Below are 16821 nucleotides of genomic sequence, written 5' to 3' on the forward strand. Positions count from 1 at the left end.
GATCTCGTTTCGGGTAACGGTAGTCTGCTAAGAGAGCTGACGCTATACTCGCACCCACTGTGGATAGTCTGGTCTCATTTTGGCAGTTCGATACATCCAAAAGCACGTATCCTTCGCATAGATATGGTGAAGGGGCATACAAGGGTATGCGCCAATCACACATCTCAGTGGAGGAACCATCGTGACAGCAGAACACACGCAGCAGAGTGTCTTCTCTCGCCGAAGTCTGATCAAGGGGGTGGCCGGTCTTGGTGGCGGACTCGTGGTAGCAAGCTTTGCAAATCTGTTTGGCGTTCGTCCTGCCTCTGCCAGTGGTCATGATCGCAAAGACGAACCGCAACTCATTTTGAATCTCGCGGCGACAGCCGAAACACTCGCTACGACATTCTACTATGCCGCACTGACAGCCGCTAAGTTTCGCCTAGATGACGAAGACGTGCTTTATCTCAAGTTAGCACTCGATGCCGAGAAGTATCACCTCGACTTTTTGGTGTCTAATGGTGGGCGAGCACTCACCAATCAGTTTTACGTACCTGCCAATCTGTTGAGCGATCCGGCGCTGTTTGTGCAGGTAGGCGCTGATGCCGAGACAGCATTTGTGGGTGCGTATCTGGCTGCAACGCGCCGGTTTGCCGAGCTGGGCTTAGATCGTATTGCCGGCACGACTGCCCAACATGCGTGTAGCGAGGCGCAGCATTTGGCGTTAATCCGCGAGATTGGCGGTTTTGCACCGAATAATCTGGCGCTGCCACTGCCAATCTACTACAACGTCTCGGATGCGGTGCCAACGCTAGCGCCATTCTTGCAGGGTGGTCAAGGTTTCATTGGGCCGGTGAGTGCTCCGTCAGCGGCTCAGATTACTGCCGTACTTGGCAACGTAAAATCTGATCCGACACAACCGTACACAAAGGTGTTCTAACGTAGACAAGCCGAACCGGATTGACACAGGCCTGTCAGAGCGTTTAAGCTTATGACAGGCCTGTGTGTCTGTCATGACAGGGTTTATCTGGAATAACAACCTTGTGCGGTGATGGAAGAGACAGGCAGAGACAGATTTTGAGCAATCGCGCTTCCGCTACAATACACCAACGTAATCGTGCGACTGAAAAAAGAGGTCTCGCATCCGATGCCGCTTGAACAGTCTGAAGAATCCGGTTTGCGTACTCTGACCGATGAACTGCTGATCGATTTAATAGTGCAGCGTGAAGAGGCCGCCTTGGGCGTATTGTATGATCGATACGCATCACTTGTCTACGCGATTGCGTTGCGGGTGACCGGCGATCGCCAGACTGCTGAAGAGGTGATGCAAGATGTCTTTCAGAGCATCTGGCAGACGGCAGGAGGTTTTCAGCGCCAGACCGGTGTGGTAGCGGCATGGATTATCGGGATTACGCGACACCGAGCTATCGACGTCTTACGGAGTAAGCGTGAACGAGCGCGTCATCGCGAAGTTACCGGTATTGACGTAAGGACGTTGCCACCATCAGCAGGCGGCGTAGAAGGCGATGTTGAGCAGCGTATCCTGTATGAGGCGGTGCGGGCGGCGCTGGCCGATTTACCGTCAGCACAACGTCAAGCGATAGAAATGGCCTACTATGGTGGTCTCACCCAAACTGAAATTGCCGAACGGCTTGGGGAACCACTCGGTACGGTGAAAACCAGATTGCGACTTGGGTTAATCAAACTACGCGATATACTGCGGTCGCGATGGGAGTGATTCGTATGGAGCAATTATCAGGGGAACCTGACGAAATAGTTGATCTGCTGGCTGCGTATGCACTCGATGCGTTAGCGCCGTCTGAACGGGCACGGGTGCAGCACTTGTTAGCGGAGCGCCCCGAATTATACCAGACGTTAACAGAATTGCGTGCTGCAGCCGATCTCTTGCCATACGGTCTTGATCGGCCCGCGCTACCGCCGGAGTGGCGGCAACGGACAATAGATTATGCGCTGGGGCGTCGTTCACCCACAGAGCAATCGACTTCCCGACAACGATCAAGTCGTTGGCGAGCTTGGACGATTGGTCTCGGCAGTCTATCAACGTTCCTACTCATCGTTCTGCTGGTTTTAATTGGATCACTCAATAGTTTGCGTAATGAACTAACTATTGTGACCCAGCAGCGCGATCAATCACAATCGTTAGCGGCAACGGCACAGGCCTCAGCGCAGCAAATGATGGTGGTACTTACCAATCCTACGCCGTTGGCTACGCTTGTTGGTGATGCCGGAAAGGGTGCCATCTTCCGCGATACAGCCGGGAATGTATTCTTAATCGTTTCATTGCCGCCGTTAGCCGATCATATAGTGTACCAACTTTGGTTGATCGAGAACAATGCTGCACCGGTAAGCGGTGGTATCTTTACGGTTGATGCCAGTGGTTATGGTGTAATACCTTTGCCGAACGAAAGCGCTCGACAAGGTATAACGTTGGCGATAACAGCCGAGCCAGCGCCCGGTAGTCCCGGTCCGACTGGAACAATCGTGATAGCCGGACAAATTACGTGATGCTGTTTTCATTGTTACTCTTGAGAATACAGTTCCTAGGCATGCTATACTTAAGCAAAGATACAGGCGTGTCTGGGAGTGACTATGCCCGAGCCGGCTCATATTCTGGTGGTTGAAGACGATCCTGATATCCGTCGCATCTTTCAGGCAGTGCTTGCCCGTGACGGTTTCCGCGTCTCGGTGGCGGTTTCGGGTGAAGAGGCGTTAAGCTTCTTGCAATTAATCACTCCCGATCTCATCCTACTCGATCTGGCGCTGCCGGGTGTTGATGGCGCCGAAGTAACCCGGCGGATCAAAGCGGATCGTTCCAAACCCTTCATCCCGATCATTATTGTTTCGGCCCATGCCGATCTTGATACGAGCGTCAGCAACCTCGATGCTGGTGCTGATGATGTGCTGGTCAAGCCGGTTGATTTCAACCTCTTGCTCGCACGGGTGCGGGCATTGTTACGGTTACAACGGGCGCAACGCAGCTTGCAGCAAGAGCAGCGCAAAACCGAGCTATTACTTCACTTATCGCGTGACCTCAGTTCCAGTATTGATCTCGATGTGTTGTTGACCGGCTTTCTCAACCACCTCGCCGATGCAGTCGGTGCGATTCGAGCCAGCATTATTCTGACCGGTTTTGTCGAAGAGAAGGTGCTCCTCTATTCGAGCAGCCGCCATCCGGCGACAGCCGAATTACAAGATATCTTACGGTATGGCGTGGCCGGGTTTGCGTTACGCGATCGCGGCCCCATTTTGATCAACGACACGCGGCTTGATTCGCGCTGGCTGGTGACTTCTGATCTGCACAATGATGTGCGTTCAGTGGCAGTGATGCCGATCGTCCGCGATAACCGCGCGTGGGGCGTGATTACGCTCGTGCATCATACGCCGGGATATTTTACGGTTGAACATCTCGAATTACTGGCCTCAGTTGCAGCCCAAAGCGCGTTGGCACTGGAAAGCGCCCGCCTCTACCGGCTCAGCGAACAACAGAAAGAGTTGCTGGCGTGGCGCGCGGAGGAATTACGCCGGATCAACGATATTAACCGGCTGTTGTCAGAATTGATGCAGATGGATCAACTAGGCCGGCTATTGGTGCAGATGATCCATTACCAGTTTGGCTACCCGCTAGTCGCGCTTGTTATTCGACAGCATGATCGCCTTGTGGTACAGGCGGTTGCCGGCGCATACCGGTTAGATGCTAACCATATTTCGTTTAGGATCGATCAAGGGGTTAGCGGATGGGTGTGCCGTCATCGTGAGCCGTTGCGCATTGATGATTTGGCCCAAGATGTGCGGTTTGCACCGGTGCTGCCCGAGGAAGATCGCATGCGCTCGGCGCTCAGCGTGCCGGTGTTGTTGCCGCGTGAGGTGTTAGGTACGATTGAGGTACGCAGTCTGCATCCATCTGCCTTTAGCGCCAACGATGAAGCGATCTTGCTGGCGATTGCCAACCAACTTGCGATTGCGATCGGCAATGCTCGTCTGTTTGAGAGTGAGCAGCGCCGGATTGATCAATTGAGTGAGATTAATCGCCTGTCATTAGCATTGACAGCTCAATTTGCTGCCCCAGAGAATCTGCACCATACGATCGAGACGGTGGCGCACATCTTTCGGGTCGAGCAGGCCGCGATCTTGCTCTTTGGCCTGCAACCTAGCGATACGGTGGTCGCGTTGAGTGGGATGGTAGCGCTGCATGATGCTGATCTAGCCAAGTTTGTTCAACAACATCCGTTTCTAGCTGCGCAAGTGGCCGCTTTACAGCAGCCGCAGCACATTGAGAATTTGCCCGAACGAGCCGATTTGGCGCCATTACAGGCATTTCTAGCGGGGCGAGGCGTGCGCGACGTGTTGTTGGTGCCGCTCGTGGTCAATGGCCAAACGCAGGGAGTGCTTTGTCTTGACACGACGAAGCGCGGGCCGTTTGAAAAGACCGAATTAGAGATGGCGTCTACCGTCGCGAGTCTGATCGTGCAAATTCTTGAGAATGCCCGTCTGTATCGGGTGGTGAATGATGAGCGATCAACCCTCGATGCGGTGTTGCGCAGCGCGACCGATCCGATCGTGCTGATCGACCCTAATGCGCGCTTGCTGCTGGCGAATCCGGCGGCGCGTGAGCGCTTGCAGATTGATCCGGCGTTGCATCACGGGCAAGGAGTGGAAGTGTGTCCGGCGCTGCGCTCGATTATGCCGCTCCTTGAACGCAATGCGCCGACCACAGTGGAAATTGAGCCGCAACCAAACTTGCACTATAGCGTTAGCATTGCGCCGGTGTGCAGCAGTGAAGCGAAGGAGCTAGGGCGAGTAGTCGTATTCCGTGACATCAGCGCGATCAAACAGCTCGAACGACAAGAGCGCGAGCGGGTGCGCAGCGTCTTTCGCCGCTATGTTTCGCCGCAAGTGGCCGAACGGCTGCTTAGCGCCGGCAGTGATTTCGGCGCGCCGACTGAACGCACCGTGGCGGTACTCTTTGCCGATATGCGCGGCTTTACCACCTTGACCGAGCAGATCGATGCGCGGGTGCTAGTCGAGCGTATTCTTAACCGCTATTTTACCTCGATGACCGATGCGCTTTATGCCTACGACGGCACGATTGATAAGTTCCTTGGCGATGGTTTAATCGGGGTGTTTGGCTCGCCAATCGCGCATCCTGACGATCCGCAACGAGTGGTATTGGCAGCCGTGGCGATGCAGCAAGCCTTTGCGCGGTTGACCAAGAGGTGGCAAGAAGAGCTGAATCTACAGATCGGGATGGGGATTGGGATTAGCTATGGGCCGGCAGTGGTTGGCAATATTGGTTCCGAACAACGCCAAGACTATACGTTGATCGGTGATGTGGTCAACACTGCCTCGCGCTTGTGCGGGATTGCGCAAGCCGGCCAGATTATCGTCTCGTCGCATCTGGTCAACGCGCTCGGCGGCCAGTCGCCGTACCCGCTGCGAGAATTGGGGGCAACCCGTCTCAAAGGCAAACAGGAAGAACACCTCATTTATGAGGTAGTGATCGAGCAGCCGGCGCCGTTCGTGCAACGCGTGTAGCGTGGCAATGCGCTTCATGAATCAACTGTTCCAATGTTTGACATTCGCTCATCAACCTTTTAAGATACCCCCAACCGGTGAGACCTGACACCCGGCTCATTCCACCTAGAGGAGTCTGGCAACCATGACGTTGTTTACCCAGCGCATTGTGCGCTTCTGGATTCTCTGCGCACTGATTGTCGCAGTGTTGGCTGGATGTGCTGCCCAGCCTGTTGTCTTGACCGGTGTTGTGACCGATGCGTATACCGGCGCTCCCCTGTCTGGCGTAACGGTGGCAATTGGCGATCAGACGCTGACCACCGATGAGCAAGGCCGCTTTCAGACTGAACGCTGGCGGCCCGAAGATACCTTGGCGCTGCAAGCTCCCGCTTACGAGCCGCTCAACCTGCCCCTCGCCGATCAACCCGGTGTCGGCCAGAGCGGGGTTTTGACCGTGACCATCACGACGGCATTGCGCCCGAATGTGCTCAGCGGCGTAGTGACCGATCTCTATACCGGCCAGCCGATCAGTGGTGCGCAAGTGCGGTTGGAGGGCAACGAGGCTACGCAAGCGGTGACTAACAGTTTTGGCGCGTATACCCTTACCGGTGTGCCGGAATCGTTTACGGTCACGGTGAGCGCACCTGATTACGCGCCGGTTACGGAGACCATAGCGCGGGCGACGGCGCTCGATGTCAGTTTACGTCCAAATACGCTGAGCGGGGTGGTGACGAATGTCTACACTGGCCAGCCGGTGGCCGGGGCGAAGGTGACACTGGGTGAACTGAGCGCAACGACTGGTGTTGATGGCAGCTATCTGTTGCGCGAGATACCTGAACGCGGTGAAATCACCGTTGAGGCTGAGGGCTTTGCCGCGGTTACGCAGCCGTTTGCCCGGACGACCGCGCTTGATGTGACGCTCCGGCCTGACACCCTCTTTGGCCGGTTGGTTGACGCCACAACCGGCCAGCCGGTGCTGAACGCAGCAATCATCGCGACTGAAACACTGACGTCAACCGCCGTCGCTTTTGTACGGATCAACGACAGCCGGGAAGGTCGATTCCGCTTACCCAACCTGCCTGAACGTGGTTTCGTGCAAGTACTGGCGCCGGGGTACGCCAAGAAGGTCATCCCGATTGAGCCGGGCAATATGCCGGAGCAGATCGAGCTGGACCCCTTCTACGTGCGTGGTATCTATATCACGGCGGCGGTAGCGTCGGTACCGCGCTTGGTCGATCGTTTCCTCGACCTGATCGATCGCACCGAGCTGAATACCATAGTGATCGATATTAAGAGTGATCTCCGCGATGATCTTGGCATGGTCTACTACGACTCGCAAGTGCCGCTAGCCCGTGAATTGGGTCTGAGCACGCCAAGGATTGATTTCGCTTCAATACTAGCCAAAGCAAAAGAACGCGGCATCTATACTATTGCGCGAGTTCAGCTCTTCTCGCATGACAATGCCTTGTCAGATGCCCGGCCCGAATGGTCGATCCGGCTGCGTTCCACCGGCGAAGTCTATGCCGATTATCCGGGGCCGGGAATTCGGTACGCCTACCTCGATCCAACCAACCAAAATGTATGGGATTACAACATTGCGTTAGCCGTAGAAGCGGCCCAAATGGGCTTTGACGAGATCAATTTTGACTACATCCGCTTCCCCGATTGGTTTGGGCCATACACCGAGTTTAGCGAAAAGCTGCTCTTTAGCGAGCCAATCGATCCAGTGACGGATCCGGGCCGGATGTATGAAGTGATTCTGGAGTTTATGCAGCGTGCGCATTATGCGGTCAACGCTGCCGGCGCGTTTATGTCGGTTGATGTCTTCGGACGGGTAGTTAATGGCCCGTCGCTGACAATTGCGCAAGATATGGCCCGGATGGGTGAGTTTGCCGATTACGTCTGCCCGATGCCGTATCCGTCGTTATGGTGGGGTGGGCTAGAGAACATCGCGGTCCCAGTGAAGTTTCCTTATGAAACGATCCAAATTGCGGTGCGTAACGGTGGTCGGCAGATGATGGCGAGCTACGGCAAACAGCGGCCATGGTTGCAAGACCATACCGACCCGTGGGCGCCGGTGGTGGTTGAGTATGGCCCGGCTGAGGTACGGGCGCAGATTGATGCAACCGAAGAGCAGCCGGAAGCAGCAGCAGGATGGTTATTGTACGACTCGGCCAATATTTACAAAGGTGCGTTTAATGGTGCGGCGCGGCCTGCGCCGTAAACCAGCCGTTCCCACGGTGTAGAACTTACACGTTGCAGAGACGGCCTCACAGGCCGTCTCTTCGATGTGATTGTCATTCATTTTTGCGAAAAAAAGTGGACGAAATCGCGTTGCTGCCAGTATAATTATTTGCACAAATCACACGCATGGTTGACAACAGCCTATCTGGGCCGAGTGGCATTGGTCGCTCTGGCAGCGGGGCACAAGGTTATGATCCGACAAGTAGCGCTGAGGATTGGTCTGCTGATCGCGCTTGCAGCGATGGTAGCGGCGACGTATTCGGTGGCGGCGCGACCAAGCAGTCTGGCGGCGCAAGTATCGAGTTGGCGGTTGAGCAGTGTGCGCGATTGGCAAGCCGGCGCTATCACTGGCTTGCTGGTGACGAATAATGCCGGCGGTGAATTGCGGCTCGATGCCGAAGCGCGTGAAGGCAGCTTCATCTCGGCGCCGTTTGAAACGGCGTTTGCTACGAATGCTGCCGGCGCTGTCTGGCGTGCCGAACTGGTTGAGGGCACCGATCTCCGGTTGGAGCTACGGGCGCGGGCGACACCGCCAGCCGATGGTGACGAGGGGTGGGGGCCGTGGCAGCCGCTGGTGGTGGCCGATGAACCGCCCGCTGCCGATCCTGATGCACTGACCACAGCCGTGCCGCTGGCCTTACCGGAGGATAGCCGCTATTTGCAACTGCGGGCGACGTTTACCAGCCAAATCCCGCGCGCTTCGGCAGTGCTGAATGATGTGACCGTCTCGTATTTGGCGACGCAGATCACGCCGCCAATCTTTGCTGCCGGCCTGCCGCAACGCCCGATTATGTTCGGTCTGCCGGTACTGACGCCGCGCCCGTTGCAAATTGCGCGCACCGATTGGGCGGAACCGGCGGCGGCCCGACCTGACCGGCGCGATCCGCAGGGGATTGTGATTCACCAAGTGCCGGTTGATGCCTCGCCGGCGACGACACTTGCCTACCTGCGCGCCTTGCTGGTCTATCAGACCAAGGTGCTCGATTGGGACGATCTGATTTACCATTACATTATTGATAGCGAAGGCAATCTATTTGAGGGGCGCTTGGGCGGGCCGACCTCGCTGGTGCGGCGGGTAGCCGGCAGCGCGGCTGATGTACAGATTGCCTTGCTCACCCCGGCTGATCAACCGCCGGCGCCGGCGGCCCAAGCGCGGTTGGTGGCGCTGCTGGCGTGGCTCACTCAGACCTACAACATTGCGCCAAACGGGCAGCAACTGGCGGCGGGCGGCGGGTTACGCCCAACGATTGCCGGCCACTATGAGGTGTACGCCGCTGCGCCTGACCCTTATCCCGCCTTCCGCGCGCTCTTGCCGGCGCTGCGCGCGCAAGCCGATAGCGCGACGGTGCGCGCGCGCTGGTATTTCGCCGAGGGTAATACTGCCGGCTATAGCCAACGTCTCAGCTTGTACAATCCGGCGTCACGGCCTGCTACCGCTCGTATCACCTTCTTCCCGCCTACCGGCCAGCCAGTGGTGCGCGACGTGCAAGTGCCGGGCGGCGGTAGAGCTGATTTGAATGCGAACGAGGTTGTGCCCGGCGCAAATGCGTTGCCAGCTATCGTTGAAGCGAACGAGCCAATCTTAGCCGAGCGCTCGATGGCGTTGACCAGTGATATTGACAGTGGGCCGGGTATCGACCGGCTCTCGCGGGTGTGGTATTTTGCCGAGGGCAGCACCACCGAGCAGACGCAGACCTACTTGATCATCTTTAACCCGCAGCCGAGCGACACCCGCGCTCAAATCACTTACATGCAGCGAGACGGGAAGGTCTTTGCGCAAGAGGTGCAGATCGGGGCGCGCAACCGCTTGGTGGTCGCGGTACATGATATTACCTTGTCCGACGGCACTCGCCCGTTGGCCGATGCCAGCTTTGGCATTCGGGTGATCGCCGGCCAGCCGGTCGCCGTTGAGCGCACGATGCGGTTTGGCCCCGGTGGGAGCGGGTTACATAACGGGCGAGGCATTGATACGCTCTCGCGGCGCTGGCTATTTGCCGAGGGCACTACCGAAGGCGGGTTTCGCACCCAGTTGTTGGTGTTGAATCCCAATAACCAACCGGCCAATGTCGAGGCCATCTTCCGCGACCCGCAAGGAGTGGCAGCGACGCGGCGCTACGCCATCCCGCCGCGGGCGCAATTGGTCATTGACGCCAACGAAGTCGTGCCCGATCTTGGCTTTGCTACAGAAGTGGTTGCCGACCGGCCCGTCGCGGTTGAGCGTGCGATGCGCTTTGCTGGCGGCACGGTGGGGACGATTGGCGTCGGAGCGTATGCTCCGGCCTATCGGTGGGCCTTCATTGATGGCCGCACCAGCGATGCAGCGTATTACCTTTGCCTCAGCAATGTGAGTCCGCTGGCGGCAATTGTGACGGTTGAAGCGATCTTCGGTGACGGTACCAAGACCGAGCTGAGCGTGCGGATTCCGGCAGGCGCGCGGTATACGCTAGCGATGCACGAAGCCTTCCCGAACGAAACTGCGGTGGCCGCGATCGTGCGCAGCAACCAGCCCATTGTGGCCGAGCGGTCGATCTTTCCCGGTGGCGGGGCGCGTGGCGGCAGCACAACGCTTGGTATACCGTTGCCGTGATCGAAAGGCGCAAAGGGTAGCGACGCAAATGATTTAAACGCAAAGACGCAAAGAGCGTGGAGTTTTTGGATCATTTCGTAACTGTGCATGCGGTATGTCTCTTCAGCGTCTTTGCGGTAATGTTTTCATCGTACAATATGAAATAGTCTCCCAGTACACTTGGGAGACCATCTAAACAACCTTTGCGTTCTCTGCGCTCTTCGTCCCTTTGCGTTTCAATACTTGGCGTCCTTTGCGCTCTCTGCGCCTTGATGTTACCGCGAGTCGCGGCGGCGGAGGGCGAGGATGCCGGCGACGGCGGCGACCACCGCAGCAACTATCGTCGCACCGGGCACAATTAACGGCGGCAACATTGCGGTCAGCTCGGCTGGCGGCTCGGTAATCACGCGCACATCGTCTGGCGGCGGGGCATTGACCATGCGGGCCAGATTATCGAGCGTCGGGAGCATCGAATTGGCATAGCCTTTGGCCATCTTCCTGCGCAGCAACGAGAATGGGAAGAAGGTCGGCAGCGCGTAAATCAGGGCGACGCCATTTGTGACGCGGGTGCCATTGGCTTCCGGTTGGAGCGTAAACATCCAGATTTGGGCAATGCCGGGCGCGCTCGGCAGGCCAACGCGCCACGCAAAACGGTACGGCGGATCCCATATCACGATCCGGTTAGCGGTGACATAATGAATGCCACGCATAAATTGTTGTGACTCAAACACTGCGCCAACCTCGAGCGGTCGCCCGTTGCGGATGGTCACGGCCTGCACTTCGCCGCTGCCGGCGATCTGCGGATGGCGCTCGACATCGCTGACCAGTTCCCAAATGGCCTCGACCGGAGCGTAAATCCGCCCACTTACCGAAGCGCCTGTGTAACGAATCATACCTCGTCTTCTCCTTATGCCCTCTCCACTATACTTGTAGTGTAACGCATATCGTGCTGTTGAGCGTAATCGGCGCATCTTATGAGCGACGCAAACGGGCAACTAATTGAGTGTAAAACTGATTGCTCGGGCGCAGGCGTACAAAAGTGCAGACTTGTGGGCTGCGGCGCACTACCACTTCGTCTCCTTCGATCAGATCAATGTTCTCGCGGCCATCAACTGCCAATAACGCATGATGACGCGAACGGAGCTGCATCGTCACCACGGCGTCCTCGTGCAATACCATTGAAGGAATGTTTGTAAGGTGAGCCGCGATTGGCACCAACACCAGCGCCTGCGAACGAGGATCAACAATCGGGCCGCCGGCGGCGAGCGCATACGCCGTCGAGCCAGTGGCCGTTGCGACAATCACTCCATCGGCGTGGTAGGTGGTCAGCGGGCTATCATCGATCGTTACATGCACATTGACGATCCGGCTTAGATCGCTGCGCGAGATGACCACCTCGTTCAGTGCGGTATGCTGGCCGAGTTTTTGTCCGTTTCGCCAATGTTGCGCGCGCACCAGTGCCCGCTCATCGAACCATCCGCCGCCATTGATAATCTGTTCGCAGCCGCTATATATCTCGTCGGGGCCGATTTCGGCCATAAAACTGAGATGCCCGAGCGCGACGGGCAAGACAGGAATGTTATGGGGAAAGCAGAGCCGGGCGGCGCGCAAGACAGTGCCGTCACCACCGAGGGCGATCATCAAGTCGCAATCGGCGACTAGTTGCGGCTGATCGCGAAACTCTTGCGAGATACCTCGCGTTGCGTTGATACCACGAGCGCTAAACCAGTCAACCACTTCGCGTGATAACTGGATCGAGATATCACTTAATGGGTTGTAGAGAACCGCCACGCGCTCAAGCATTGCTAGACCTCCGTATCATACTGTTTGCATCAGAATACCATAGGAATAGTGAGAAGGGAGTAGGGATCGGGCTGGTGGTTGAACAGGTTTATCGAGTGAGCGCCCGGCTTGCGCGCAGTGATCGTGGTATACTGCTGTTGCATCAAGATGACAATAATCCGAATTGAGGTGCATGTGGAACATGTTCAGCAAGTAGCTACGCGCATTGTGGCGAATGTCGAACAAGTGATTATCGGCAAGCGCCGGATTGTCGAGCTCGTGCTGGTAGCTCTCTTGTGCCGCGGCCATGTCTTGATCGAAGATGTGCCCGGCACTGGTAAGACGATGTTGGCCAAGAGTATTGCTCGCTCAATCGGTTCGAGTTTCAAACGGATTCAGTGTACGCCCGATTTGTTACCCGGTGATGTCACCGGGGTCTCGATTTTTAACCAGCAAACCCGCGAATTTGAGTTTCGGCCCGGCCCGATCATGGCCCAGATTGTGCTGGCCGATGAGATCAACCGCGCTACCCCCAAAACGCAGTCGGCGTTGTTGGAAGCGATGGAGGAGCGTCAAATCACGGTTGATGGCATTACCCATCCGCTGCCGCAACCGTTTGTGGTACTGGCAACGCAAAACCCGATCGAGTACGAAGGCACCTTTCCATTGCCGGAAGCGCAACTCGATCGCTTTTTGCTGCGGGTGCATCTTGGCTACGCCGATCGGATCGACGAGATTGCAATTCTCAAACGGCAGCGCGAAGGCCACCCGCTGGAAACGTTGCCAAAGGTGGTTGAAATCGACGAGTTGCTGGCCCTCCAAGACGAGATTAAGCAGGTTCACGTTGATGATCTGATCGTCGAGTATATTGTGGCGTTGACGACGGCGACCCGCACCCATGCCGACATCTACCTTGGCGCAAGTACCCGTGGCGCGTTGGCGTTGTACCGCTCGGCGCAAGCGTGGGCGGCGTTGAACGGGCGTGATTATGTGATGCCTGATGATGTGAAGGCGCTGGCGCAGCCGGTGCTTGGCCATCGCCTGATCGTCAGCCCGGCAGCGCGGGTGCGCAATGTGACTGCGAATGCGGTGATCGATGAAGTGCTGGCATCGGTGCCAGTTCCGGGAGCGCGGCCCGGGCGGCGGTTTGAGCGGATGGTTGCCAATTGATGTGGTGGTATCGCTATGACGACCGAGAATATTGACGAAATGATAGCGCAACGGCGCGCTCTCTTGCGTACCGCCTTGCAACGGATCGTCCTGTTGCGTGAGACTGGCCCCAAGAGCGCGGCGTGGCATCGAGCGCGGATTAAGACAATGTGGCGGTTGCAGCAACAACTGGCAGATGATGCCGCTGCGTCGAGGCACTCTGAGCAAACCCATGATCGAAGCTAATCTGGCACGTTGGTTGGCGCAAACGGGCGATACGCTGTATAGCATTGCCTTGGCACTTGCGCCGGACGAACAGGCAGCGCAGCGGTTATTGCGGCAATGGGTGGCCGATCTCGGCAAGCATCAGCCTGAGCGCTGGCAATCTAATGAACTGATTGCCCGTCTTTACCGGCTTGCAGTTGCCAACTATACCGATCGCCCGCTGGAACGGCGACCGGCGCCGGCAGCCGCGCCGGTGCTGGGGCCGTTGCGGGCGATGCCGTTGCCGCAGCGGATGGCCGTGTTGGCGTATGGCGGGTTGGGAGTGGATGGCGTCTGGTTGGCTAAGATGCTCGGCCAAGAACCGGAGGATGCGATCCACACTCTTGAGCAAGCCGTGCATACGTTGGCTCCCATGTTGCGCCATTCGCTGCCGGCGGAGGTAAGCAGTGATGAGTGCGTGCCGGTGCGGCAAGCGTTGATCGATCCGGCCCAGCATCTCCGCGCATTTGAACAGGTACGGCGGCATCTGGCTGGATGCGCACATTGCCGGATCTTCGAGCGCGAATGGCAGGCGGCGACGCGCGAGCTGACGCTTATTCTGCGTCACTATGTGCAGACGTTCCCAATGCCGGTGAAGCTGACCGATCGGTTGCTACGCGCAGCGGCGACACCGAGCCAGCGCATCGCTCCAGTTGCGCTGGTGGCGCCGGTGGTGGCGCTGGTGGCGCTTGTTGCAATACTCATAGTGCCCGGTAGAAATCCGGTGACGGTCGTGACCACCAGCGCAAACGAACCGGTAGTACGGGCAGACGATTTAGTGGCGTGGGCCTTGGCTCATGGCGGCATCCCCGAACCGGAAGGCCCACCGGTGTGGTATGCGCGTTATCAAACCCTGTGGTACTTCAACAATCGCACCGTCGCCCCATTATATGCCGAAATCTGGCACGACCGCGACAATCTGGCCCGCCACCGCTTGCAATTGCGCCACGTTGACGGCGGCGCGCCGTATGAGTTTCAGTTAGGCGATGGCGCGAGTCGTTTGTATTACGCGATTGACGGAGCATATGCGCCGGCGCTGTATGGTGACCTGCCGGTACCGGCACTGCCAAACGAACCGGCTTTAGCGGTGCATTCAGCCAGTCTGGAACAGCAACAGGCTGCATTTTTAGCCCGCCGTGCCAGCGGGCCGTGGAATATCCCGCCTAACTACTTGCAACAAGCCGCAGCGGCGCCTGATCTGCGCTTGCTGGGCCGGCAACGGATCGGTGAGCGGTTAGCGTATATCGTCAGTTTTCGCGGGATGAGTCCGGTTGATTTTCCTGCTGATGTAGCTGATCCGGTGACCGTGCTGATGGCAATAGGTGTGGATGACGGTCATGTGTTGCGCATTACCGAACTGTTTGAGCCGTCCGGCGGCACACAGACTAGCCGGGTGGTCTGGCAGTTGGTTGAATTCAATTGGTTGGTTACCAATGAGCAGATCCGCGACGCCTTCACCTTCGAGCGGGCATGGAATGGCAGAGCCGAAGCAACCGGGCTAGAGGTGCAATCCCTGATCGATCCTGAATGGACACTTATTCGTTTCCAAGATTTGGCCAGTTTACCACCAACGGACTCATTAGTATTACCGGCGAAATCACCCCCCGGGATCGAACGATGGCTATTCCTCCGCTTGCATGGTAACAATGGCTCGGGCGCAATCTATGTTGGTCGTGGGAAGCGGCTTATCATTACCTTTGACCGGCTGCCGGGAATCGATAGCTCCATCCCAAATGAGATTATCGGTTCGTGGCGAGTACGGATCGAGCCGACACGTGGGCAACGCTATCGGATAGCTGTTGAATCAAATACGGATCGCCGTTATACCAGTGTGCGTCTCGCACTTGACGCAACTGGTTATACGCTTGACGAGGTGCGTGCTATCGTAGCCTCCTTACAGCCTATCTATCGTCCTGATGTCCGCACGCCGACGCCAAAGGCGTATCCGTAGGCGGTGTATTCATAAGTTGCGAGATTAGAACAAATGTATTATCATTATACATCATTTTGTTATCAGCGAGTTTGGAAATAAGAGTTACATTGTGCTTCACAATGCCAAGAAATAAACCAACCATCAGAAGCCTTTTCTACATCACCCATCTTCATAACCTCCCTTCTATTGTCGAACATGGCATCTTGTCCCATGCGCAAGTAGAGACGAAAAATCTCTCGCCAACCCCAATATATGATATGCACATCGTTTCACGTCGCCGTGAACGGCGCGCTCCCGATGGACGAAGCTTGTAGGAATTCGCTAATCTCTACTTTCAACCGCGCAATCCGATGCTTTATCGCGTCGTTCGTGAAATGGGTAAGCGGAATGTAGTTGTGATTGGAGTAGATCCGAGCGTGATGGAGGTACCGGGTTGTTTTGTTTCTGATGGGAATGCCGCCCATTCGTTATCAAGCATCCTGCCGATAGCTGAAGGATTACAGCGTATCGCTTCGTTAAGGAACATCTTAGATAATGAGTGGTGGAATGTTGCTGATGGTTCAAAACGTCAGATAATGGCTGAATGTTTAGTTCCAGATCGCATCCCGCCGTCGTATCTGCAAACTATTTACACCTCAGACCAAGAAGTTGCTGAAAGCGTTCGTAAGCTTCTGGGCGTTTTTTCAGGTAACGTTGTACCTGAACCAAAAATGTTTTTCCAACCAAACTATGCAAAACGCCTTACCGATACAATCAGTTTGGTTGATGGTGACATGTTCTTCTCGCACCAACAAACGCTGACGATCAGCGTCAATACCGTTTGTGTGATGGGAAAAGGGTTGGCATCGCGGGCCAAATATCAATTTCCTGACGTCTACGTGGTCTATCAAGCTGCTTGTAGGAAGAAGCAGTTACAGATAGGAAAGCCATATCTTTATCGGCGTGAAGCGTTGATTGAAGAAGAACTAGCTGATGATCCAGTTTTACTAACTAATCCCAATGTAAATAAATGGTTTTTGCTCTTTGCCACCAAGCGCCATTGGCGGGAAAAATCAGACCTCAAAGGCATTGAGCGTGGTTTGCAATGGTTGCAAGAAAACTATGCGGCCGAAGGCATACAGTCATTGGCAATACCAGCACTCGGCTGTGGTTTAGGTGGTCTCTCGTGGCGGGAGGTTGGACCGCTTATGTGTCAATATCTTGCTCCTTTGTCGATCCCAGTCGCTATTTATTTGCCTCGTGAACAAGTGATTGCACCCGAGCTACTGACACCAGAATTTCTGCTCGGTCAAGCATCTTAATAGGTACGATACTTTCTTCTGAACAATGGTTAACCGCTTGCCTCTTCCTCATTTTGTTCACTAGCACTTAC

At 56.2% G+C, this 16821-nt stretch carries 11 protein-coding genes and 1 pseudogene; 10 read left to right on the plus strand and 2 right to left on the minus strand.

What is annotated here, in order from left to right:
• Nucleotides 1–181 precede the first annotated feature (181 nt).
• The 6 genes from Q1A59_RS02710 (at nt 182) to Q1A59_RS02735 (ending at nt 10342) form a co-directional block, all read left to right on the plus strand.
• Nucleotides 182–919 carry a ferritin-like domain-containing protein gene (locus Q1A59_RS02710; protein WP_298404446.1) on the plus strand — a complete coding sequence of 246 codons (738 nt, stop codon included), beginning with the start codon at nt 182–184 and terminating at the stop codon, nt 917–919.
• A gap of 177 nt (nt 920–1096) precedes the next feature.
• On the plus strand, nt 1097–1717 hold the full coding sequence (locus Q1A59_RS02715) for a sigma-70 family RNA polymerase sigma factor (RefSeq protein WP_298490170.1): 621 nt from the start codon (nt 1097–1099) through the stop codon (nt 1715–1717).
• A gap of 5 nt (nt 1718–1722) precedes the next feature.
• Nucleotides 1723–2505, plus strand: a complete 783-nt coding sequence (locus tag Q1A59_RS02720) for an anti-sigma factor (protein ID WP_299643747.1) — start codon at nt 1723–1725, stop codon at nt 2503–2505.
• Nucleotides 2506–2589: 84 nt separating this feature from the next.
• Entirely contained in the window at nt 2590–5532 is a 2943-nt protein-coding gene (locus Q1A59_RS02725; RefSeq protein ID WP_299643750.1) for a GAF domain-containing protein, read from the plus strand.
• 124 nt (nt 5533–5656) lie between these two features.
• A complete protein-coding gene (locus Q1A59_RS02730) occupies nt 5657–7735 on the plus strand; it encodes a putative glycoside hydrolase (protein ID WP_299643753.1) in 2079 nt (692 codons plus the stop codon).
• Between the two features lie 210 nt (nt 7736–7945).
• Nucleotides 7946–10342 (plus strand): peptidoglycan recognition family protein, encoded by a 2397-nt coding sequence (locus Q1A59_RS02735; protein ID WP_298482273.1) that lies wholly within the window; start codon nt 7946–7948, stop codon nt 10340–10342.
• Nucleotides 10343–10596: 254 nt separating this feature from the next.
• On the opposite strand, the gene Q1A59_RS02740 is transcribed toward Q1A59_RS02735, so the two are convergent.
• Both Q1A59_RS02740 and Q1A59_RS02745 read right to left on the minus strand, forming a co-directional pair.
• Complete coding sequence (locus tag Q1A59_RS02740) at nt 10597–11214, minus strand: SRPBCC family protein (protein ID WP_298404432.1); 618 nt, start codon at nt 11212–11214, stop codon at nt 10597–10599.
• A 79-nt stretch (nt 11215–11293) separates the two neighbouring features.
• A complete protein-coding gene (locus Q1A59_RS02745; protein ID WP_298404429.1) occupies nt 11294–12124 on the minus strand; it encodes an NAD(+)/NADH kinase in 831 nt (276 codons plus the stop codon).
• A gap of 174 nt (nt 12125–12298) precedes the next feature.
• On the opposite strand from Q1A59_RS02745, the gene Q1A59_RS02750 reads away from it, so the two are divergent.
• The 4 genes and pseudogenes from Q1A59_RS02750 to Q1A59_RS18125 all read left to right on the plus strand — a co-directional run bounded on the left by Q1A59_RS02750 (nt 12299) and on the right by Q1A59_RS18125 (nt 16750).
• Nucleotides 12299–13273, plus strand: a complete 975-nt coding sequence (locus Q1A59_RS02750) for a MoxR family ATPase (protein ID WP_298404426.1) — start codon at nt 12299–12301, stop codon at nt 13271–13273.
• Between the two features lie 15 nt (nt 13274–13288).
• On the plus strand, nt 13289–13498 hold the full coding sequence (locus Q1A59_RS02755; protein WP_298404423.1) for a hypothetical protein: 210 nt from the start codon (nt 13289–13291) through the stop codon (nt 13496–13498).
• A complete protein-coding gene (locus tag Q1A59_RS02760; protein ID WP_299643759.1) occupies nt 13485–15467 on the plus strand; it encodes an anti-sigma factor in 1983 nt (660 codons plus the stop codon). Before Q1A59_RS02755 ends, Q1A59_RS02760 begins: the two co-directional genes overlap by 14 nt.
• 101 nt (nt 15468–15568) lie before the next feature.
• Nucleotides 15569–16750, plus strand: a pseudogene (locus tag Q1A59_RS18125) (DarT ssDNA thymidine ADP-ribosyltransferase family protein).
• The last annotated feature ends 71 nt before the right edge of the window (nt 16751–16821 follow it).

Source organism: uncultured Chloroflexus sp., from assembly GCF_937951745.1.
Lineage (GTDB): Bacteria > Chloroflexota > Chloroflexia > Chloroflexales > Chloroflexaceae > Chloroflexus.

What these genes read in the sequence shown, in the direction of transcription:
- Q1A59_RS02730 (WP_299643753.1), top strand. Translation starts at nt 5,657, where the DNA reads ATGACGTTGTTTACCCAGCGCATTGTGCGCTTCTGGATTCTCTGCGCA.
- Q1A59_RS02755 (WP_298404423.1), top strand. Translation starts at nt 13,289, where the DNA reads ATGACGACCGAGAATATTGACGAAATGATAGCGCAACGGCGCGCTCTC.
- Q1A59_RS02720 (WP_299643747.1), top strand. Translation starts at nt 1,723, where the DNA reads ATGGAGCAATTATCAGGGGAACCTGACGAAATAGTTGATCTGCTGGCT.
- Q1A59_RS02725 (WP_299643750.1), top strand. Translation starts at nt 2,590, where the DNA reads ATGCCCGAGCCGGCTCATATTCTGGTGGTTGAAGACGATCCTGATATC.
- Q1A59_RS02745 (WP_298404429.1), bottom strand. Translation starts at nt 12,124, where the DNA reads ATGCTTGAGCGCGTGGCGGTTCTCTACAACCCATTAAGTGATATCTCG.
- Q1A59_RS02735 (WP_298482273.1), top strand. Translation starts at nt 7,946, where the DNA reads ATGATCCGACAAGTAGCGCTGAGGATTGGTCTGCTGATCGCGCTTGCA.
- Q1A59_RS02740 (WP_298404432.1), bottom strand. Translation starts at nt 11,214, where the DNA reads ATGATTCGTTACACAGGCGCTTCGGTAAGTGGGCGGATTTACGCTCCG.
- Q1A59_RS02760 (WP_299643759.1), top strand. Translation starts at nt 13,485, where the DNA reads ATGATCGAAGCTAATCTGGCACGTTGGTTGGCGCAAACGGGCGATACG.